A 20,126-nucleotide genomic window follows, 5' to 3' on the forward strand; every position below is an offset into this window, starting at 1 on the left:
AGTTTATTGAGGCTGTGCCGGTGGCGTTGGATTAAAATCTCCTCTGAGTTGTCGGTATCTTTTACGTGCCTCTGCGGCATAAACACTTCCAGCGTACTTCGTTAAAAATTCGCGGTAAATCTCCATTGCCTTTTCGCGATTGTGGAGTTGGCGTTCATAGATTTCTCCCTGGAGGAAGTAAGCATCATCGGCAAGAATATCTTCGCCATACTCGGTGATGATTTTTTGTAGCAGGGATAATGACTTATCGAACTCGCCTCGTTGCATTCGGATGTTTGCCTCAAGCCAATAGACGTCATCGAGAATCGTTCGATTAGAGATGGTTTGACCAGAATCAGATACGCCGGTTTTCAATTTTTCGATTCGCGCCAGAGCTTCATCCGTTTTGTTTTGATAGAGTAACAGTTCAACTGAGGCATAATCTTTTAACGCCGCTCCGGTAGAATCGAATGCGATATTTTCCTTTATTCGCATGCCTAGCTCCAATGCGTCGTTAGCGATTTCTCTTGTAGTTGCCTGTTTGAGAATATCGAGATGCTCCTGCGCCAGCCGAAAGTCCCCTTTGTAATAAGAAAGTTTAGCGTTCCGAAGTTTAGCGTCATATCCGACGACATTTTCTTTTTGCGTTTTTTCCACCTGGCTATATAATAACGTTGATTCCCAGGGCTCGCCTTTCAGCATATAGATGTCACCCAACTCCAACTTCGCCTTCGCTTTCAGAAATTGTGACGCTTTCGGATTTGCAATCAAACGATTCAACAAATGAATGGCAGAATCTTTTTGATCCAGATACGTTGCGTATAACATTGCTTCGCTCTTCGCCGCCTCGAGAGAGTTCAGATTGTCCGGATATTGCTTGATGAAAGTTCGGTAGTCGTTAATAAGCATCCGGACAGAGTCCGTTTTTACCGGGAACGTTTTTTTGACTCTTTCCTCGCGCGTGCGGATAAGTCCAAGTCGGGCCAGCAGATAATTTTGAGAGTTCGGATACTCCTTGATCAGGTACCGGTAGATTTTTGTGGCGTTGTCGTAATCGTCGTTGTCGAGTGCTACCCGCGCTACTTCCATGCATTTTTCGCCCTCGCGTTTATACCTTTTGTCGTAAGCCCGTGCCTGGATAAATGATGCATAGAAATTCTTTTGCTGCATCGTCACCCAGATCAGCAGGTCGGCATACACTTCCACGTCAGGATACTGCTGCACTTTATCGTAAAGAAGTCGTTCGAGGCTTTCAAGCTCGTCGGGCTTAGTGAGAAGGGCCTGGAGGACATTTTTGACGTATTGAATATTTGCGGAGCTCTGGGTGACATAACTCAGGTATTCCTGGACCATTTTGTCCTGGTTGCCTTTTATTCTGTACAGCATCGCAAGGTCCAGACAGAACAAGTAGGGATTTGCCATCGCCTGACGGCTTTCTGTCAACGCAAGGATCCCGTAATCCGGCAGGGTATGGGAAAGGAAGTAGTCGGAAATTACCTTGACCCGCTGGACGTTGTTCTTGTTCTCTGCAATGAGTTCTTTAAAATGCTTGTCTGCTTTGCCCATGTCGCCCGATCGCATGTATACGAGACCGAGATCGAGCTTATATTGAATGTTTTGTGGATCCCTCTTGGAAAGTTTTTTGAGAAAGGCCTGGGCCTCGTCTCCGAGCTGCATGTCGATTAGCAGGTTGATATAGTTATTATAAAAAAGGCTGACGTCATCCACATCGCGCGCCACCTCTCTGTATAATTCGAGCGCCTTTTTTTTATCGCCCTTTAAGGCGTATTCATTAGCGAGCTGGATTTGTTCCTGAGATTGCGCATTAGCTTGAAAGCCAGCGAAGACAAAGAGCAGTAATCCGACGGTTATGCTCAGCGTGCGTCCGCTTATTATTTTTACTATATATATATATTTATTAATATAGTTAGCCATGTGGATATGTGGATTGCCTGGTACGCCTCTTTCATGTGGAATATATGTAGATTTTACGAATCTTCATTTCCTTATTATTCAAATAGTTACAGTGTTTTCAACATCGTTTTCAACTGTTGATAGTTCTGATGTGCAGTAAGTTAGCCATAGCCGTTGTTGACAGGCTCTAGGTTGTAAACAGAGAGAATATGATTTTCGTTTGCGATTGCAAGTTTGATGTTTGCGCAAACAGGTATGCTCAAGTTGTGAACAGCTTTTAGAAGGTTATCAACAGTTCTCGCTCCCAGTTTGCTTTGAGTGTGATTGTCTGTTTTCCGTCCTCTGAGATGTAGTAGTGGACTGGTTCGGGTGGCTGTTTGCGAAGTATGTTGCCTGGTGTCCATCGGTTGTTAGAGTCTTCATCAACTATAACGCGTAGTGTATAGTCTCCGGGTTGGAGGTCCTGGAACATTGTTTTGGCTTTGCCTGGTTGTTGTGCTATGACTTTGTCTTTTGATAATAGCTGAACAAGTAGTGGGCTCTGCGTTGTTTTTATTTGGATGATAATGACCCCTGTGGTTTCCATAGTAGTTGGTTTGATACCCAGGGAGTTGCTTTTGCTGGTGTCTTGTTCGGCACTGATAAATGTCCCAGCCGCTATGTAAAACTCATTGTTGTTTAATACGTGCTTCTTGGGGGCATTGGACTCTTTGGAGTTTTTAGTAGATGGTTGTGTTCGTGGAGTGGGAGTTGTCTTCGTAGCCGTGGTTGCTGATGCTGGTTTTGGGAGAAGAAGTGCTTTGGCTATTGGCTTGTGAATGGTTGCTGTTGTGTGAGTACTATCGAACGTAATGTCTTGTGGAGCAATTGGAATTGTTTGTGCACTGTCTATCCGGTAGAAGATGCTGTCGAAGTTCATCCGGAGAACAGGTTTATTAAACGTTATTTGTCCATTGATTTGTCCGGTCACGGCGCTTACTGAGAATTGATCAAGCTTTAATGTGAAGGGTTGTGGCTTGATAGCGCGCTGTGAGAATTTCAGGTAGAGTGTTGTATCGATGGATTGGAGAAGGCTGTCTTTGGCCATGAAGTGGAGGGAGATGCTGTCATCTGCCTGCAGGTGCATGGTGTTATAGATCTGGATGTTTTCACGGTCGGCACCGTATGAGGAGTAGATATCATGCTCGTTGGAGTGTACAGTGTATTGGTCAGTGCTCTTTGATGTCTTGATATTGAAGTAAGTCTGATTGGGTCTTGCGCTCGTGAGTTTGAGTGGTCGTGCGTCCAGATGCACCATGGGTATTTGCAACGCGCCAATCGAGTCTTGTGGTTTGATTACTTCCGGTATGAATCCGTACTCTTCTGATTTGCTGTCTACAATGAGATTTTTATTGTTATCGATCCAGGCGTAGACGTGATAGTTGCCAGGTTTTAAGTTGTCGATGTGGAAGTCGCCGTTTGCATCTGCCTTTGTGAAGTATGCTGGTTTATGTCGGAATATGTTGAAAGTATCTTGTTCATACAGTGCTACCGTTGCGTCTTTTCCAGGTTTGCCCATGAGGATGTCATAGGCATTGCCCATCAGGTGCAATGAGTCAATGTACGTGCCTGTACTGAAGGCGATGTGAACATTTTGAGCGGGATTCTTTTCCGTGATATCCTGAACGGCATCGCGGAGGTTAACTGTATATGTTGTGTTGGCCTGTAACGGATTGGTGAGAGTGATTACTACAGTACTTTTCTTGACGGTGGCTTGAAATTCTTTACCAACGCCGGGTGTAATGATAATCTGGTCTTTGGGATTGTTGAGTTGGACGTTTTCATCGAACGTTGCTTCTATTTGTTTTCCCTTGAAATTGATTTGCTGGTCGTCGGGTATGGTCCGTACAAGTGTTGGGGGTATGGAATCCTTGGGTCCGCCAGTGGGTGAAGTTTGTCTCGCACAGGAGAGGGCGAAGAAAGTAGCAACGATAATTGTGAGGTGTAGATAGTGAACGGGTTTCATTTCCGTGCGATGTAGATGAGGCTTGAGTATTCCTTATTACGGATAGCGGCAAGATTTGATTGGAGGCCCGAAATGATGCCGCGAATGAGCTCGCGCACTCCAGCTGATTTCCTGGAGGCTTTGTATTGTTCGCTGAGGATGCTTACATAGAGAGCGTCAAGTTTCATGGGTACGATTTTGTAAGGCGTTAGTCCGTGTTGTTTCAGGAGATCTAACATGGTTGATTTTGAGAAGTGCCATAGGTGGCGGGGTGTATCATAGGCAGCCCAGTGTTCACGATATTTCTGCGCGTCTTTTGAGCTATGGTTTGGTACAGCAATAAATATTGTGCCATTGTTCTCGAGTCTTGAGGTGAGCTCATTCAATGTTTCATGGAGTTGATGGACATGTTCGATTACATGCCACAAGGTGATGACGCTATATTGTTTTGAAGGAAGCTCTTGAATCGAGGGTGTGATTTTTACTTTCGTAGAGCTAGTTGCGATTTCCCTCGGCTGATGTGCCGGCTCTACTCCATTAATATCCCATCCGTATTTTTTTGCATGTGTGAGGAAGGCACCTGTTCCGCACCCGTAGTCGAGGAGTGTCTTTGTTGGAAGACTATTGTATTCGGTGATGAGGTTTGTTTTCCATTTGAGCGTTATGCCACGGGCGATCTTATAAAGTGCGTCTGTGATAGTGGTGGTTTGATTTGAGTGTGAGATGTAATTGACCGATTCGTAATATTTTCCGAGATCTGCGGGTATAGGATGCGTTAGGAGAAACGAGCATTTGTTGCATTTGAGTACTTCAAATGTTTCCTGTGAAACAGTGTGGTCCTTTACTTTGAGAAAGGGTGTAAATGAGTTGGCGTGGCAGATTGGGCAAGTGAGCTGTTGTGTCATTTCCCCATATAGATTGTGAGAACAGAAACGTCGGCTGGTGATACGCCGCTGATACGCGATGCCTGGCCGACAGTTTCTGGTCGGATCTTTTTAAGTTTCTCTCGAGATTCTGATGACAATGCTTTTACGAGATCGTAGTTGAAGTCGGGGCGTATCTTGTAGTTTTCGAGGCTGCCAAGTTTTTCTACGAGTTCCTGTTCTCGAGCAATGTAACTTTCGTACTTAATGTTTACTTCTGCCTGCTGCAATACTTCGGTTGTGTATTTGCTGAAGGTGTCTTTGATACCTGAGTTGAGGGAGATGAGGTCGTGTATGTTGATTTGTGGTCTCTTTAATAATTGGGAGAGCGAAGTCTTCTCTGTTATGGGTGATGTTTCGAGGGCGGCTAGTCCGGTATTAACTTCGTCAGCGGTAACACGAATTTTATTTAGTTCTGTGATGGCGGTCGCGGTTTGGTGCTTTCTTTCTATCATCGTCGAATACCGGACATCGTCGGCTAGTCCGATTTTGTGACCGATTTCTGTGAGGCGGATATCGGCGTTGTCCTGGCGGAGCAGAATTCTGTATTCCGCGCGGGAAGTGAACATTCTATAAGGTTCCTGTGTGCCCTTGTTGACGAGGTCGTCTATGAGTACACCGATATAGGCTTCTGATCTTTTGAGGATGATGGGATCCTTTTCGTGTACCTTATTATGGGCGTTAATTCCGGCCATGAGCCCCTGACAGGCTGCTTCCTCATAGCCGGTTGTGCCATTGATTTGCCCTGCAAAGTACAGATTATCAACTAGTTGTGTCTCTAATGTTGTTTTCAACTGAGTTGGTGGAAAGAAGTCGTATTCAATGGCGTAGCCCGGCCTGAACATTCTGGCGTTTTCGAAGCCCGGTATTTTTCTTAGTGCCTGAAATTGGATGTCTTCCGGGAGTGATGTCGAGAATCCGTTTACGTAGATCTCGATCGTATTCCAGCCCTCGGGTTCTACAAATATTTGGTGTCGTTCCCGTTCTGCGAATCGGTTGATCTTGTCTTCAATAGATGGACAGTATCGTGGGCCCAGGCCTTTGATTCTTCCTTGGAACATGGGCGACTTATCAAATCCTTTTTTCAGCTCGCCATGTACGTCGTCGTTGGTATATGTGATCCAACAGCTTCTTTGAGTTGTAAGCGGTTTTGTGTCGGTGTATGAGAATTTGCCAGGATTTTCGTCTCCCGGTTGTTCTTCCATTTTTGTGTAGTCGAGGCTGCGTCCGTCTATGCGGGGAGGTGTCCCCGTTTTCATGCGGCCTGCTTCGAAGCCGAGTTGCACCAATTGTTCTGTTAGACCTGTCGCTGCTTTTTCGGCAGTTCGTCCACCACCGAATTGTTTTTCGCCAATGTGGATCTTCCCGTTTAGAAATGTGCCGTTTGTTAGAACGATTGCCTTTGCGAGTATTTCGATGCCGAGACTTGTGCGGACTCCGACTACACTCCGATCCTTGACCAAGAGGCCGGAAACCATTTCCTGCCAGAAGTCCAGGTTCTTAGTTTGTTCGAGGGCTTGTCTCCATTCTTCCGAGAAGCGCATTCGGTCGTTCTGAGTTCTTGGGCTCCACATCGCAGGACCCTTTGACATGTTTAGCATCCGGAACTGGATCATGGATTTGTCTGAGACAATTCCAGACATTCCTCCTAATGCGTCAATCTCCCGAACGATCTGACCCTTTGCCACTCCACCCATTGCAGGATTGCAGGACATTTGGGCGATGGTATTCATGTTCATAGTTACGAGCAGCACCGATGAGCCCATCTTGGCTGCGGCCGCCGCCGCCTCGCAACCGGCATGTCCGGCACCAACAACTATGACATCGTACTCCTTAAACATGTAGTTTCTCTTTATGTTCCACGTGGAACGCTTTTCTGACCTGACTTACCCACAATTCTTTCAACATTTCCACAATTGCGAACCGCAACATCCGGCATTTGCCGGATAGTGACTTGTTCCACGTGGAACCTCGCCCAGTCCTTCACTTCCACAAAGATATATAAGCCGAATATCTTTTGCGCACAAAGGCGTTTCGAGCCCGTGTGAGGAACGACCGTGGGTGGTACAACAGCAAACAATAGGAAAAGATCCCCGGGAAGGTGGCTGGGTTCTTACAACCTGAGAGCAATTTCTTCGCTCGGCGCCAAGATACAGCTCAACGCGGGAACATCGCCAACTAGGCACCCGACTACGAAACAACCAAAATGCGTGTCTGGTAGGAAGCCTCAAGTTGACCAGGTCTATATGAGACAAATGCGATTGATTTGAGATGCCAGATGAGTCCTGCCAGTCAAATCAAGCTTGACGGGCTTAGGATCTTATCCGATGCATAGTCGATGCATAGTCGATGCAAAGCCGATATAAAGCCGATTTGACTGGATATGCAAGGTTGCCCTGGCTTCCCTGCCTTCCCTTGCCTTTACAATCTGAAAGCTCGCGAAGGCCATGGGAAAGTTTGACCAGGTTGTCAAAGCCTAAACCGGTCCTAGATAGGCCGGCCATGTCCAATCACAACTATAATTGAGTCTTCGAGGGCAACGTCTGTATCTAACCCAAAAGCCTGGTTCAGCGCTCCTAGCTATTGTCTATTGTAGCGCCTTTCTGTGTGTGGCTCCTGATTGGTCAACTAACCAATATTGGTTAAACCAAGCAACAGGGAATCGGGGTTTCATATTTGGGTGACTTCAGGGAAAACGTGGCGGGGTTGTCAATCGTGCAGTTGTGATTCCGATCCCACAATTCTTAAAAGTGAAGGAACAGATTCGAAGTTGATTCGCGCACGGGCAGAGATCGATAGTTTCACTGGTCGCGAGCTTACCTGGACCTTGAAAGACTTAGGCAAACGAAGGACTTGTCGCTCTACCGCAAGGCTAGGCACGCGTCTTCCTTTTTTCGCATCAGTGCCTTTTTTCTGGGGCCCTTATCCGAATAGCCCAGCAGATGAAGCAATCCATGGATAATCACCCGGTCAAGCTCATCATGGAACGACACCTTTTGGATGCGGCTGTTCTCCCGCACACGCGGAATACTGATGTAGATCTCGCCTTCAATAAAGTCGCCTTCACTCAAGTCGAAGGTTATGATATCCGTGAAAGTGTCGTGATCGAGGTATTGCTGGTTGATACCCAGCAAAAATTTATCGCTGCAGAAAATGTAATTCAGCTCGCCAATCCCGTAGCCCTCAGTTTGAGCAATCTTATGGATCCAGTTTGATGTTTTTCTGGGGCTCGGGAGCTTGAACGTTGTCCCCTTGTTGAAGAATTGAATGCTACCCGGCATTCAGTATCAGGAATTCATGTAGAAACTTAGCTCAACAACACGGCCATTGTCTTTGAAATCGACCTCATCAGAAAGGTGCTTCATCAGAAAGATGCCACGACCTCCGAGCTTTTCAATGTTCTCTGGCGCAGTCGGATCAGGAAGATTCTCAAAGTTGAATCCATTTCCCTCATCCTTTATTACAAACCGAAGCATACTCTCGTCCAGCGACAGGCTAAGGAACACGTTTTTTGACTTGTCGTTAGAGTTGCCGTGTTTAATGGCATTGTTTACCGCCTCGGTCACGGCAATCATAATATTGCCATACATATCATCATCCAGGTGAAAACGCTCTTTGGCATTGTCAATAAAGCTTTCAATCATTCTGATGTTCTCCGTTATCGACGGAACCTGGATGCTAATAGTGTTCATGCCCTGTTTTTTCCCACTAGTTAATACCTATTGATCACCCGTCCTTTTGAAGTATTCACTAACCTCTTTCTTGTAGTACGGGTAAAGCTTTGGCGGTACAGTTTTCAGCAATTCTACTTCTTTTTCCTTGAGTCGCAAATATTCCTCAAACGCCTTCGGTATTTCCTTGTCATAGTCCTTGGCTGTCTCACCTTTTCTCTCATCATCCATATCCTGCTCACGCGCCGACTTCTCTGCTTCCAGTAATCTCGTCACAATATCCTGCTGCCGTTGCATCATCTGCTCCGTTAATTGTTTGTTCACCAGATCCATTTCAGTCTGCTCCATCTTACCAGGCAAATCACCACCCGGCATTTTTCCCCCTTCCTTCATCTTTTCCTGCATCTCCTGCAGCGCTCTTCTTATCCTCTCCTGTTCAGCCGCCATCTCTGCCAACTCCTCAGACAATTCCCTGCCCGACTTGCCACTGCCCTTCAGATCCTGAATACGCTGATTCAACTGTTGCTGCATCTGGCTGAGACTCTGGTTCTTACCCTTCTTTTTCGATTTTCCCATCGACGGTTGAGCGTTCGCCATCATCTCCATCATCATGTCGAAATGGTCGTCCAGCATCAGTGCAAGATTGTTAATGGAAGTCATTGTCATCTGCATCTCCCCTGACGCCTGAGGCCGACGACGCTCCTTATTCGCCTCAATCACTTTATCGAGATGATCATTTAAGTCTCCAATCTCTTTAGTCACGACAGACCCCATGAAAGGATCGCGCTTACCAAGAGCTAACAAACTGTCTTCCAATACATTAGCATCGTCTTTTAACTTTAACTGCCGCTGAGCTATTCCATTGAAGGCTGGATCATTCTGGCTGAGTTCACTAAAATTCTTCATGATGGCTTCCTGGTCGAACGATAACTTTACAAGTCCGTGAAGTATCTGCCTCAGTGACTCCAGATTCTCCATATCAATTTCCATCGACATAGCACTCTGAGCACCTTCCATTTTCTCCTTCATCTGTTGCATCTTCTGGATTGCCTTCTGCTGCGGCGCCTTGGATTTTGAAGGGCTGTTCTGCTTTAACATTTCCTTGCTCTGCTCCTGCTCATCCTGCACTTCTTTCGAATCCTCTTCTGACGGAATTTCATCATCATTCTTATCGAGCTCCTCACCCAACTTTTCAAGTTCCTTCAGCTCTTCCATGGTTTTCGAGAAGTCTTCCTTCAGTTTCTGCTGCTCCTGAGCGAGCTTTTCATTCTCTTCTTTGGTCTGACTTTGCTCACCATTCTGGTCTTGGTCCCCTGGATTTTCCTTTCCGTTCTGATCCTTACCTTCTTCCTTATTCTCGTCTGAATTCTTTTCCTTGTCACTCTTGCCCTTCTCGCTCTTTTCGCCTTTGGCGTCCTTCTTCTTGTCGGCCTTGGAGCCTTTCTTGTCCGACTTTGACTGATCTGCCTCTTCCTGTTCGCGAGCCTTTGTCTCTTCAAGCAGAGCTTCCTGCTCTTTTAACTGTTCCTTAAGATTTTGAATTGTCTGATCAAGCTTATAATCGTATTGAAGCTGCTTGAACAACTCAAGGGTTCGCTCGAGTTCTTTTTCAAGATTTGCTGTATTCTGATTTAGTTTATCGAGGATTTTTTGGATCTGTGAAACATCGGTGTTCTCCTTCAGCAACTTTTGTAATTCCTCAAACAACTTCTTGGTTTCATCATCGAGCAATTCATTCATCAACTTTTGAATCTGCTCTGCTTTTTCTTTGATTCGCTCGTTCTGATCCGTGAATGCGTCCTTCTGTTGTTCGAGCAATTGGTTCTGATCTTTCAGCTCATTCACCATCTTATCAAGATTTTGTTTTTGATCGATGATGTCTTCCAGCATCTTTTTATCCTGCCAATCGAGGCTCTGCTTTCCCTTTAACTTTTGATTGGCCTGTTCAACCTGCTGCTGAAGCTTATTTGCCTTTCCTACACTTTGATCAATTTTTTGCTGCGCTTTTGTTTGTGAACTATTGATCTCGGCAACCAAATGATCTTCAGTTGGAACGGCAAAGCTATACGTCGAAGTCTTCGTTGACTTGCTGCCATTTACGCCATCGTTGTCCCACACCTGCAGATAATATTCAAGCGTGCTTCCGGGACTTAGCTTTAGTGAATCCAGCTTCCAGGGATGGAAGAAACTTTGCTGAGGTTGTTCCTTATTAACTCCAATGTACTGAGTGCGCTCAAGAATCTCCTTTCGGTTTTCATCCTTTACCGAATAATGAAGTGCGAGTTTGTTGATTCCATAATCGTCGCTGAGCATGCCGCTCAACACAACCGTCTTGAACAAAACTGAATCCTTGAAATTGTTCAGTTCAATCTTCGGGTATTCGTCTTTGATAACGTTAATGAAGTATGCAATGCGCTCTTTATTACGACTCTTGTTGTTCTCGAGCTGGATCTCGTAACTGGCCGGTGACTTAACCACCTTTTCAATAGAGAACCCCTGTTCATCGACGCGTTGAAAATCCACGGGGCTTTCCTCACCCGAAAACTGAATATGCGCTTTGCTTGCGTTCAATGTCGAGAGCTTCCAACGTACCCTGGTTCCCTCGGGAATTTCCAAATTGCCGGCATTTGTCAGGGCTTCGCTTTTTCGATGCAGATAAGCAGGGAAGTTCAATTCAACGTTGAATTTGTTCAGCTCGGGCCGGTTGGCAACTGTTACTTCAAAGGCATCCGAATAAAATCCAGCCGCTTCAATCTGAAATGCAAAAGACTCTCGAATGTTGTCCAGAGTATAGGTGAATTCGCCACCCGTTCCCCCATCGAGTTTGAACCGGCGGTCATCTTTTACGAGATAAGCATCGGCAGGAAGAGCATCTCCATCGAGACGCACTTTCAGGACAAGGTTCTCGTTGTAAAAAGCGTTCAGGCTTTCCTGGTCTACGATGAATTTAAATGGCGCCTCAGGTGAATACTGCTGAGTGAAGTGCATTATCCGCGAAGTACTTTGTGTGAGTATGCCATGATTGATCACGAGAATGGCAACGATCACCAGCACGGGCACTAAAAGATATTTCAGATACCGGCGGTTTTGACTAAGATCGATGAAACGGTCAAAGGACACCGACTCAAACTCCATTGACTTTTGTTCAATGCTCGCATAGGCCAGAGCGGAATCCTTTCTGTTGGAATTGAGTTGAATGAGATTGAGCAAGCGGTCCTTAACGCCTGGAACGTATTGACCAATAACCTTTGCGCTTTGTTCTTCCGATAGTCCTCGGCGGGCCAACCAGTAGCCCATGGGTTCCATGAGAAACCGAAACAAACAATAGGCGGCAATGCCAAAGAACGTAAAGAAGATGAGAAACCGTACCCACGGACCGAGCCATAGGTTGTATTCAAGTACAGCAGCCAGGATGAAGTACGATACGAGAATGGAAAGCGACAACAGAAAACCCTTCAGAAAGATATTGATGTAATACTTCTTTCTGAACGCCCTGATTTTTTCCTGAATGTGTTCTACTCCAGCTCCCATAACCAGTCCCTTTACTTGGAAAAACGAAACACGAACAACAAGGTTGAGTAACTAAAGATAAGGGCTATTAGTTACCCGACAAAATAACCTGGCGATGGAGAAATCATTACATCCCGTCAGCAGCGGGACGCTAAGCTATCCTGCCGTTTGATCAGGTGCCAACCAGTCGTACTCGCGTTCGAAATACTCAATGACGTGCATCTTCAGGAGGCGTTCCTGTTCGGCTAGAGTGACGTTAGGAAGTTTTTTCTCCATCTTCCAATGCGGCCAGCCATCGGCATCTGACCCCTCAAGCGAATAGTATCCGGAAAGACTAAGGACTTTACAGATTCCAATGTGCATGAGATCCTGCTTCTCTTCCTTGCTGAACACTTTTTGGCCCTTGCCTAATTCCTGAACGCCAATCAGGAACAAAACTGCATTCAGATCTTTGGGCTTTTTTCCAATGATCTGCTCCAGGCTATTTAACAGGGCAGCCCAGGTGCGATCGAAATCCAGGTCGCGCTTAAACATTTTGCAAAGATTCCCAATACTCAAATGCCCTCCTGAGATGAGGGATAACTATAGTGCCACCAATGAGGGTCGCCACGCCCATTGCTTCATTAACTTCTTCAGTCGTAAACCCGACTTCCTTGCATTTTCCCAAATGATATTTAACACAATCATCACAGCGGAGGACGAGGGAACAGGTAAGTCCGATCATCTCCTTAGTACGAAGGTCGAGGCTGCCTTCCTGGTAAGCATTGGTGTCGAGATTGAAAATGCGTTTGATGATCAGGCTATCTGAGGCCATGATCTTCTCATTCATTTTAGAGCGATATGCATTGAAATCTTCAGGTAGACCCATAATGTTTTCTTGGTCGTTTTTTGTCAGGTTAATAGAAGTACGTTTCCGAAGAACCAGATACTGTAGTCATTAATTTCGGTCGTTGATCTGCCCTTGGTCAATGACTTATTGAATCGCTGCGGAAGTAACCTGTCTAGTGACTACTTGTAACGGCGATTTCATGTGGAACATCGGCGGGTACAAATATAATTCCCATGGCGGATTCGCGACGACGTGAAATTTTGAGTGACTTCGTTTCTCTCTTCTTTCCCAGGCCTTGTTTGGCTTGTAGTGAAAGTCTTCTAAAAGGAGAGGACACACTCTGCACAAGCTGTTTGTTGGAGTTGCCAGAAACGGACTATCACTGTCGTGAACAGAACGCGTTGCTGCACAGGCTTTCTTACAGGATGCCGCTTCGCTATGGGATGGCGTGCTACCACTTCACCAAGAATGGAAGAATTCAACATCTGTTGCATCAGCTGAAATATAAGAATCAACCAGAAATAGGGGTCAGGCTGGGAGTTGCATATGGGGACAAGCTTCGCACAGTCGGGATATACAACTTTGACCTGGTTGTGCCTGTCCCATTGCACACTTCCCGGCTGCGTAAAAGGGGTTACAATCAGGCCGCAAAGTTTGGAGAGGGGTTGTCCAAAGAATTGATGATACCACAAGCAGATGAGGCGCTGGTTCGGATGCACAAGACGGAAACACAAACCAAGAAATCACGGGTTACGCGTTGGGAGAATATTGCAAACGCCTTTAGAATAGCCCTGCCCGAAATAGTGAAGGACAGGAGCATCCTGCTGGTGGACGATGTGATTACTACAGGCTCAACGTTGGAGGCATGCGTTCAGGCGCTGTTGTCGGCCGGACCCCGCGACATCAGTGTGGCATGCATTGCTGAGGCGTGAACTACTGCTCTTTCTTATATGGAAGTGTCTTCAGGATACCGTCGAGAACAACATATAAGCCGGCGAATGTTATTGCCTGTCCAACCAGGACCCAGCCTGTTCCTCCGAGGAGTCCGAGCAACATGCCCAGTGCATATCCAGGCATAAAGACCCCGCTATGAGTGTGGAAGATGCTATTCTCGTTTACAGATATGACGCTGTCGTGGAGCACCTGATAGGATACCAGCACGTAAACTAAGGCGATGGATATTGCAATTGTTCTTACTCTGCTTCTGTTCATATCTTCAATGCAATCGTTCTAGGCATTAATGACGATTTACCCTGTACAGGGAACCATTAAAGACAAAAAAAAGAGCTCCGGGTCTGGAGCTCTTTTATATGAAGTAAAGTATTCTTAGTAGTTAGAACCGGCGCGGATCATTGCGCAACGGAAACCGATAGTTGCAGTTGCTGAATCCTGATCGAGGTATCTTCTTGTACCAGGTGACATCCAGTATGCAACGTCTTTCCATGAACCGCCTTTGTAAACTCTTGCACGGTCAGTGATCAATGAAGTGAAAGATTCAGGGTTCTTTTCATGATCGCTGTTGTAGCCAGAGTTTGTTCCAGAAGCAGGGTCGAGGAAACCATCGCGACGGATTGGGTTCAGATCGTCGAAATCCTGGAATGACATCGGGCGATAAATATCCTGTACCCACTCGCTTACGTTACCGGCCATGTTGTACAGACCGTAGTCGTTCGGAGGATACTCATATATATAAGAGGTGATAAGTGCTCCATCGTTCAGACGACCTGCGATACCGGCATAGTCACCACGACCGCGCTTGAAGTTAGCAAGCATATAACCCATCTGCTTTCCGTAAGGGTTACGAACTGCGTGGCCGTCCCAAGGATAAATACGCTGGTGAGTTTGAAGTTCTTCGAGCCACTGTGTTCCGATAAGGGCCTGTGCTGCGTATTCCCATTCTGCTTCTGTTGGGAGGCGATAAGCCGGAACTACGATACCAGATTCCAAAGGAATACGGCCATCGCTTTCTGCATATTCTTCACCAGCATCTTCTGCCAGTTTGATGTTTACAGCGCGGGTTCTCCACACAGCAAACTTGCTGGCCTGATTCCAGGTAACTCCCACAACAGGGAAATAACGGAAGCCAGGATATCTCAAGTAGTGCTCTACATAAGGATCGTTGAAGGCGAGCTTACCAACCCAAACAGTTGTGTCAGGGAGAGCAGCCTGATATACTTCCTGTGAAGAGTCCTTCGCCAGGTAGTGCATGTATTCCAGCCAGTGTACGTTGGCGATTTCAGTTTCGTCCATGTAAAATGAAGCCACGGACACGGTTCTTTCGATGTTATCGCGGTAAGACATAACATCTTCCTCGAACGAGCCCATTACAGCGCGGCCACCTTCAATAAACACCATGTTTGGTGCGTCGGGCTGACCTTCGTAAGGATTCACCATGAATCCACCCTGGTCTTCGTCATTGTAGGCCAATCCCGTGGCTGTGCTGACCTGTCCCGGGTTTGACGCGTTTGGCTTCCTATTTTTTCCACCAAACAAGGAGCAGGACGACAGTATGACGGAACCGCCTATCACATACATTAGAACCCTGAAAGAATACTTCATTTTGGTTTTGAGTTTAAACAATATGCTAATTAAACGCTTAAGGCCATGTTTTCCAACTTGATGCAAGTTTAAAGGAGAATCAGCGGATAAAGTGATCTTACCTTCTTTGAACGACTTTTGGGAGATTCTTATTGCTTTTGATACACTTTTCACTTGCCTTACTGAACTGGGAAACACACCCTCCAGTTTTGGGAAGACTTTTGGGCCGAAACCCCCTTCAGACCTCAAATTCACAATCGTGGACCAGTGGCACAGAATTTTGACATGCCAGTCAAAAAACGCCACCTCCTATGATGACTTTACAAGATTTCCGGATCATGCCCTTCGACAAAAAATGCGACGTGATCACTTTTAACGGAAACTACCTCGCTCAGCGTAACCTTGCTGATTGTAAGGTTTTCCTGTACTTCACCGACGGTTTCTTCATCGAAGTCTTCTATTCTCCCGAATTCAAGAAGGTTCTTATGATCACTGCCTTTGAGAAGACCATCGGCCTCAATCCTTACCTCGACAAAATCTCGCTCGCCGACTTAGTAGTAGCCTGACCTGCCATTTGCTGCAAGAACGCAATTGCCGAATCAACCGTCTTGATGTTTTCGATAAGCAGCATCGCCTTGCCTGCCGAATCCTTGATCTTGCACTGCTTCGGATGTTTCTGAACAAACGACAAGATCTGACCAAAAACGTCTGACTTGAAATAGTTATCGTTACTGCTGATGAAGTAGGCCCGCATCTTTTCACTCTTGATGCTGAGTCTTTCGAAGCCCAGCCTTTCACCCAACCAGCGCAATCGTACTGTGTTCACCAGCTCTTCCGTTGCAGGAGGTAGCGGACCGAATCGATCCTTCACCTCGTTTGCAAATAACTGAAGTTCGTCTTCGTTCTTAATGTTGTCCAACCGCGAATACAGCTGCAAACGTTCACTGATGTTATTTACATAACGATCCGGAATCAGGATCTCCAAATCCGTTTCTATGACGCAATCCTGAACGATGAGTTTTGCCTTTTCAGCAAGCTCGGAAGAAAACAATTCTTTGAAGTCTGTTTCCTTCAGCTCCTGGATGGCATCGTCGAGAATTTTATGATAAGTATCGAATCCTAAATCCGTAATGAAGCCGCTTTGTTCGCCGCCAAGAAGGTTTCCAGCGCCCCGGATATCGAGGTCGCGCATTGCCACTTTGAAGCCGTCGCCTAGCTCGGAGAATTCTTCGAGCGCTGCAAGCCTCTTACGTGAATCAGCAGTAAGCACGGAAACCGGTGGAGTTAACAGAAAACAAAATGCCTTTTTGTTTGAACGCCCCACCCGTCCACGCATCTGATGAAGGTCAGATAAACCAAACATATGCGCCTGGTTAATGATGATCGTATTGGCGTTCGGAATGTCAAGGCCCGATTCGATGATGTTTGTGGATACGAGTACGTCGTACTCACCATCAATAAATTTCGCCATGGCCTTTTCAAGCTTGTCGCCTTCCATCTGTCCATGGGCAATGCCGATGCGGGAATCAGGAACAAGCCGGTAAATCACATTGGCAATTTCAACGATATCGCTCACGCGATTGTGAACGAAAAATACCTGGCCGCCGCGACGCAATTCGTGACTTACGGCATCGCGTATAATCTCTTCGTTATACGCATGCAGCTCAGTGGTTACGGGCTGCCGGTTCGGCGGTGGTGTTGATATGATACTAAGGTCACGCGCCCCCATCAATGAGAAGTGCAACGTGCGGGGTATGGGTGTAGCTGTTAGCGTAAGCACATCAACATTTACACGCATTTCCTTCAGACGATCTTTCACCTTGACGCCGAACTTCTGTTCCTCGTCAATGATGAGCAAGCCGAGTTCTTTGAACTTCACATCCTGGCTCACGATACGATGCGTGCCAATGAGAATGTTGATCTTGCCTTCGCCAACTTCCTTGACGATCTCCTTGATCTCCTTCTCCGTTTTGAACCGCGAAACGTGTTCAATCTTTACGGGAAATTGAGAAAGGCGTTCGGCAAACGTACGATGATGTTGCATGGCCAGGATGGTTGTAGGTACTAAAACAGCAACCTGTTTTCCCTCTGTGGCCGCCTTAAAAGCAGCACGTATTGCCACCTCGGTTTTTCCGAATCCTACATCACCGCATACAAGTCTGTCCATCGGGTGAGGCTGCTGCATGTCGCGCTTCACATCTTCGGTTGCCCTGGCCTGGTCAGCTGTATCCTCATACATGAATGAAGATTCAAGTTCTGCCTGCAGGAATCCATCTGGTTGATACGCATAGCCGGGCGAAGATTTTCTTTTCGCGTACAGCGAAATAAGCTCCTTCGCAATATCCTTAACCCGCTTCTTAGCTTTTGATTTCTTATTTTCCCACTCCTGAGTACCAAGCTTACTTATGACAGGCAATGCCCCGTCCTTACCCGAGTACTTGGAAATCTTGTGCAGGGAGTGGATGCTGACATACAGCAAATCGTCATCGCGAAAAACGAGTCGGATCGCTTCCTGCTCATGACCATTTACGTCTTTCTTTTCAAGACCGGCGAACTTGGCAATGCCATAATCGATATGCGTGACGAAGTCACCAGGTTGAAGTGTCTGCAGCTCGCGAAGAGTAAGTGCCTTTGACTTTGAGTATTTTTCCTTCGAACGATAGCGGTGATAACGTTCGAAAATCTGATGGTCGGTATAGCAAAGAAGCTTCTGTAGTCCATCAACAAATCCCTGGCGCAGCGTGAATTCGAGGGGTTGAAAATGCAACTGTGCATTTATCTCTTCGAAGATGCCTTTTAATCTTTCAATCTGTCGGGGGACATCAGCCGTAATGAAATTGCTGTATCCCTGCAGCTCGTGCTCGTAAAGATCCTGCGCCAGCAATTCAAAGTTCTTATTGAACGATGTTTGAGAGGATGATTTGAATTCGAACTGTTGTTTTGCCGCTTTGCTAAAGCGCGAGCCAAATAACACGCAGGCGAAGTTGTCCATTTGCCTTTCGAAGGCTTCGCGATCATCAAACAAGGCCGACGGGCTCGACACAACGTGAGCCCCCCTGTTCGAAATGATCTTATTGAAAGTCGCTTCAACTTTGTCGAAACTTTTCTGGATCACCTCGGCAGTCAGTTCGTAATCTTTTATCCAGACGCGCGTGTCCTTTGATATGAACTCAAAGAAGGATTGCCTTTCCTCCTGAACCAGTTTTGTCTGAAGGTTGGGGAGGATGTTCACCTTGTCAAGGGTATCAACTGACAGCTGTGAACCCGGATCGAATGTCCGGATGCTATCCACATCGTCGCCAAAAAGCTCAATGCGATAAGGGAGGTCATAGGCAAATGAAAATATGTCAATGATACCTCCGCGTATGGCAAATTGACCCGCCTCGTAAACGAAGTCAGTTTTATCGAAATCGTATGAATGAAGAAACTCTTCGAGGAAAGCTACGTCGAGCTTGTCGCCTAAGCTTATGGGGAACGTGTTGGTCGACAGCGATCGTTTGTTGATCACCTTGTCGGCAAGAGCCTCCGGATATGTAACGATGATATCTGCGCTGTTCTTGCTGGCCAAGCGGTTCAGCACCTCCGTCCGCATGAGAATGTTGGCATTGTCAACCTCATCAAACTCATAGGGACGTTTGTAAGACATTGGGAAAATGAGCACTTCCCTGCCCAGCAGTGTTTGTAAATCGTTCTGAAAATATCCGGCCTCGTCTTTGTCGTGTAGCACAACGACATAATCCTGAGGATGTAGCCGGAACGCCGCTGCCATTACTATAGCGTCGAGGCTCCCCGCCAGGCCTTTGAGGTGAATCGTTTCACGCTTAGACGCTTTGATCCCTGCAGCAACGGTGTGGATGAAACCATCTGCCTTGTAAATGCTAAGAAAATCAAGCGCCCTCAATTCGAGTATCTGTTATTGATGTGTGCAACACAACAAGGTTGCAAAGATAATGCCCCTGTCATACGCAAACCAGCCTTAAAAGGTTATTTCTGCGTAACTTCAAACGTCAAATTGCTTTCTCTGAGTTCACTCGGATCATAATTAAAATCAACTAATACGACGACGTCACGATGAGACTGATGCAAACGATGTGGGTATTTAGCATCATTATGGCGTGCCTGATGCTCGGTGGATTGTATAAGCCGTGGCTGATGCTCTGGTGGCGTGCTACTCAAACGCGCCTGGATGTGATTAAGTTATATGGAGGCGGCGCGGCCATCGGTTACTTCGTATATTGGCTGCTGAAAATTTACACATGAATAAGTTCGTTCTTTCGCTCGTCGTATTGACAATGCTTGTTGTGCAGTCGTGCTCCAAAAAGGAAACTGGAGCAGAATCAGCATTGGATGCTCCTGGAGGAGCAATCAATGAACAGCCATCTTTCATTATCACCCTGCTCGACAACACCCAGGTAAATGTCAAAGACCTGACAGGCAAAAACGCATTGATATTCTTTCAACCTGATTGTGATCACTGCCAGCGCGAAGCTCAGGAGTTTGAGCGGAACCTGGACGCCTTTGGAGGTACAACATTGTACTTTATAACATCCGGTCCGATGGAAGAAATCAAGGCGTTTGCCGATACGTATAAATTAAGTGGTCGTCCCAATGTTCACTTTGCATTTACGCCGGCATTAAATGTTCTCAACAATTACGGGCCGATCTCAGCCCCATCGATATATGTTTATTCGGAAGATCATAAACTGGTGAAAGGATTTAACGGCGAAACGCCAATCGAAAGAATCATCGCGGCGACGAAGTAATTTCGGGAAGTTGCT

16 protein-coding genes are annotated in these 20,126 nt (G+C 46.4%); 4 read left to right on the forward strand and 12 right to left on the reverse strand.

Annotation, left to right across the window (positions count from 1 at the left end; genetic code table 11):
* Positions 1-3: 3 nt before the first annotated feature.
* The 9 genes from WBG78_RS01785 to WBG78_RS01825 form a co-directional block, all read right to left on the reverse strand.
* On the reverse strand, positions 4-1,914 hold the full coding sequence (locus tag WBG78_RS01785) for a tetratricopeptide repeat protein (protein ID WP_337324645.1): 1,911 nt from the start codon (positions 1,912-1,914) through the stop codon (positions 4-6).
* Between the two features lie 256 nt (positions 1,915-2,170).
* Entirely contained in the window at positions 2,171-3,898 is a 1,728-nt protein-coding gene (locus WBG78_RS01790; protein WP_337324646.1) for an Ig-like domain-containing protein, read from the reverse strand.
* The gene (locus WBG78_RS01795) at positions 3,895-4,782 is read right to left on the reverse strand and encodes a class I SAM-dependent methyltransferase (RefSeq protein ID WP_337324647.1); all 888 of its coding nucleotides are present in this window, start codon (positions 4,780-4,782) and stop codon (positions 3,895-3,897) included. The genes WBG78_RS01790 and WBG78_RS01795 overlap by 4 nt, the downstream gene beginning before the upstream one ends.
* The gene (gene mnmG / locus WBG78_RS01800) at positions 4,779-6,641 is read right to left on the reverse strand and encodes a tRNA uridine-5-carboxymethylaminomethyl(34) synthesis enzyme MnmG (RefSeq protein ID WP_337324648.1); all 1,863 of its coding nucleotides are present in this window, start codon (positions 6,639-6,641) and stop codon (positions 4,779-4,781) included. The genes WBG78_RS01795 and mnmG overlap by 4 nt, the downstream gene beginning before the upstream one ends.
* A 1,020-nt stretch (positions 6,642-7,661) precedes the next feature.
* Positions 7,662-8,081 carry an rRNA maturation RNase YbeY gene (ybeY, locus tag WBG78_RS01805; protein WP_337324649.1) on the reverse strand — a complete coding sequence of 140 codons (420 nt, stop codon included), beginning with the start codon at positions 8,079-8,081 and terminating at the stop codon, positions 7,662-7,664.
* Between the two features lie 6 nt (positions 8,082-8,087).
* Entirely contained in the window at positions 8,088-8,492 is a 405-nt protein-coding gene (locus WBG78_RS01810; RefSeq protein WP_337324650.1) for an ATP-binding protein, read from the reverse strand.
* 27 nt (positions 8,493-8,519) lie between these two features.
* Positions 8,520-12,002: a DUF4175 family protein gene (locus WBG78_RS01815; RefSeq protein WP_337324651.1), complete on the reverse strand. Its 3,483-nt coding sequence runs from the start codon at positions 12,000-12,002 to the stop codon at positions 8,520-8,522.
* A gap of 135 nt (positions 12,003-12,137) precedes the next feature.
* Positions 12,138-12,515, reverse strand: coding sequence for a hypothetical protein (locus WBG78_RS01820; protein ID WP_337324652.1), 378 nt, complete (start codon positions 12,513-12,515; stop codon positions 12,138-12,140).
* Positions 12,508-12,849 (reverse strand): carboxymuconolactone decarboxylase family protein, encoded by a 342-nt coding sequence (locus WBG78_RS01825; RefSeq protein ID WP_337324653.1) that lies wholly within the window; start codon positions 12,847-12,849, stop codon positions 12,508-12,510. The genes WBG78_RS01820 and WBG78_RS01825 overlap by 8 nt, the downstream gene beginning before the upstream one ends.
* Before the next feature lie 317 nt (positions 12,850-13,166).
* Between WBG78_RS01825 and WBG78_RS01830 the strand changes: the two genes are divergently transcribed.
* Positions 13,167-13,742, forward strand: coding sequence for a ComF family protein (locus WBG78_RS01830; protein ID WP_337324654.1), 576 nt, complete (start codon positions 13,167-13,169; stop codon positions 13,740-13,742).
* Position 13,743: 1 nt separating this feature from the next.
* Here the strand turns inward: WBG78_RS01830 and WBG78_RS01835 are convergent, their stop codons facing one another.
* Both WBG78_RS01835 and gldJ read right to left on the reverse strand, forming a co-directional pair.
* Positions 13,744-14,022 carry a hypothetical protein gene (locus WBG78_RS01835; RefSeq protein WP_337324655.1) on the reverse strand — a complete coding sequence of 93 codons (279 nt, stop codon included), beginning with the start codon at positions 14,020-14,022 and terminating at the stop codon, positions 13,744-13,746.
* A gap of 114 nt (positions 14,023-14,136) precedes the next feature.
* Positions 14,137-15,369 (reverse strand): gliding motility lipoprotein GldJ, encoded by a 1,233-nt coding sequence (gene gldJ / locus WBG78_RS01840; protein ID WP_337324656.1) that lies wholly within the window; start codon positions 15,367-15,369, stop codon positions 14,137-14,139.
* Positions 15,370-15,659: 290 nt separating this feature from the next.
* Between gldJ and WBG78_RS01845 the strand changes: the two genes are divergently transcribed.
* Positions 15,660-15,914, forward strand: a complete 255-nt coding sequence (locus WBG78_RS01845) for a hypothetical protein (protein WP_337324657.1) — start codon at positions 15,660-15,662, stop codon at positions 15,912-15,914.
* Here WBG78_RS01845 and mfd read toward each other — a convergent pair.
* Positions 15,872-19,249, reverse strand: coding sequence for a transcription-repair coupling factor (gene mfd, locus WBG78_RS01850; protein WP_337324658.1), 3,378 nt, complete (start codon positions 19,247-19,249; stop codon positions 15,872-15,874). The genes WBG78_RS01845 and mfd overlap by 43 nt on opposite strands.
* Before the next feature lie 170 nt (positions 19,250-19,419).
* Between mfd and WBG78_RS01855 the strand changes: the two genes are divergently transcribed.
* Both WBG78_RS01855 and WBG78_RS01860 read left to right on the forward strand, forming a co-directional pair.
* Positions 19,420-19,608: a hypothetical protein gene (locus WBG78_RS01855; protein ID WP_337324659.1), complete on the forward strand. Its 189-nt coding sequence runs from the start codon at positions 19,420-19,422 to the stop codon at positions 19,606-19,608.
* Positions 19,605-20,111: a peroxiredoxin family protein gene (locus WBG78_RS01860; RefSeq protein ID WP_337324660.1), complete on the forward strand. Its 507-nt coding sequence runs from the start codon at positions 19,605-19,607 to the stop codon at positions 20,109-20,111. Before WBG78_RS01855 ends, WBG78_RS01860 begins: the two co-directional genes overlap by 4 nt.
* Positions 20,112-20,126: the final 15 nt, after the last annotated feature.

The sequence above is a fragment of the Chryseolinea sp. T2 genome (assembly GCF_037203685.1).
In the GTDB taxonomy this organism is placed as follows: domain Bacteria; phylum Bacteroidota; class Bacteroidia; order Cytophagales; family Cyclobacteriaceae; genus Chryseolinea.

Bases quoted from the DNA above. Each gene is read 5' to 3' on its own strand.
- mnmG (WP_337324648.1), bottom strand. From the start codon at position 6,641: ATGTTTAAGGAGTACGATGTCATAGTTGTTGGTGCCGGACATGCCGGT.
- WBG78_RS01855 (WP_337324659.1), top strand. From the start codon at position 19,420: ATGAGACTGATGCAAACGATGTGGGTATTTAGCATCATTATGGCGTGC.
- WBG78_RS01820 (WP_337324652.1), bottom strand. From the start codon at position 12,515: ATGTTTAAGCGCGACCTGGATTTCGATCGCACCTGGGCTGCCCTGTTA.
- WBG78_RS01835 (WP_337324655.1), bottom strand. From the start codon at position 14,022: ATGAACAGAAGCAGAGTAAGAACAATTGCAATATCCATCGCCTTAGTT.
- WBG78_RS01810 (WP_337324650.1), bottom strand. From the start codon at position 8,492: ATGAACACTATTAGCATCCAGGTTCCGTCGATAACGGAGAACATCAGA.
- WBG78_RS01815 (WP_337324651.1), bottom strand. From the start codon at position 12,002: ATGGGAGCTGGAGTAGAACACATTCAGGAAAAAATCAGGGCGTTCAGA.
- WBG78_RS01845 (WP_337324657.1), top strand. From the start codon at position 15,660: ATGATGACTTTACAAGATTTCCGGATCATGCCCTTCGACAAAAAATGC.
- WBG78_RS01790 (WP_337324646.1), bottom strand. From the start codon at position 3,898: ATGAAACCCGTTCACTATCTACACCTCACAATTATCGTTGCTACTTTC.
- WBG78_RS01795 (WP_337324647.1), bottom strand. From the start codon at position 4,782: ATGACACAACAGCTCACTTGCCCAATCTGCCACGCCAACTCATTTACA.
- WBG78_RS01785 (WP_337324645.1), bottom strand. From the start codon at position 1,914: ATGGCTAACTATATTAATAAATATATATATATAGTAAAAATAATAAGC.
- ybeY (WP_337324649.1), bottom strand. From the start codon at position 8,081: ATGCCGGGTAGCATTCAATTCTTCAACAAGGGGACAACGTTCAAGCTC.
- WBG78_RS01860 (WP_337324660.1), top strand. From the start codon at position 19,605: ATGAATAAGTTCGTTCTTTCGCTCGTCGTATTGACAATGCTTGTTGTG.
- gldJ (WP_337324656.1), bottom strand. From the start codon at position 15,369: ATGAAGTATTCTTTCAGGGTTCTAATGTATGTGATAGGCGGTTCCGTC.
- WBG78_RS01825 (WP_337324653.1), bottom strand. From the start codon at position 12,849: ATGGGTCTACCTGAAGATTTCAATGCATATCGCTCTAAAATGAATGAG.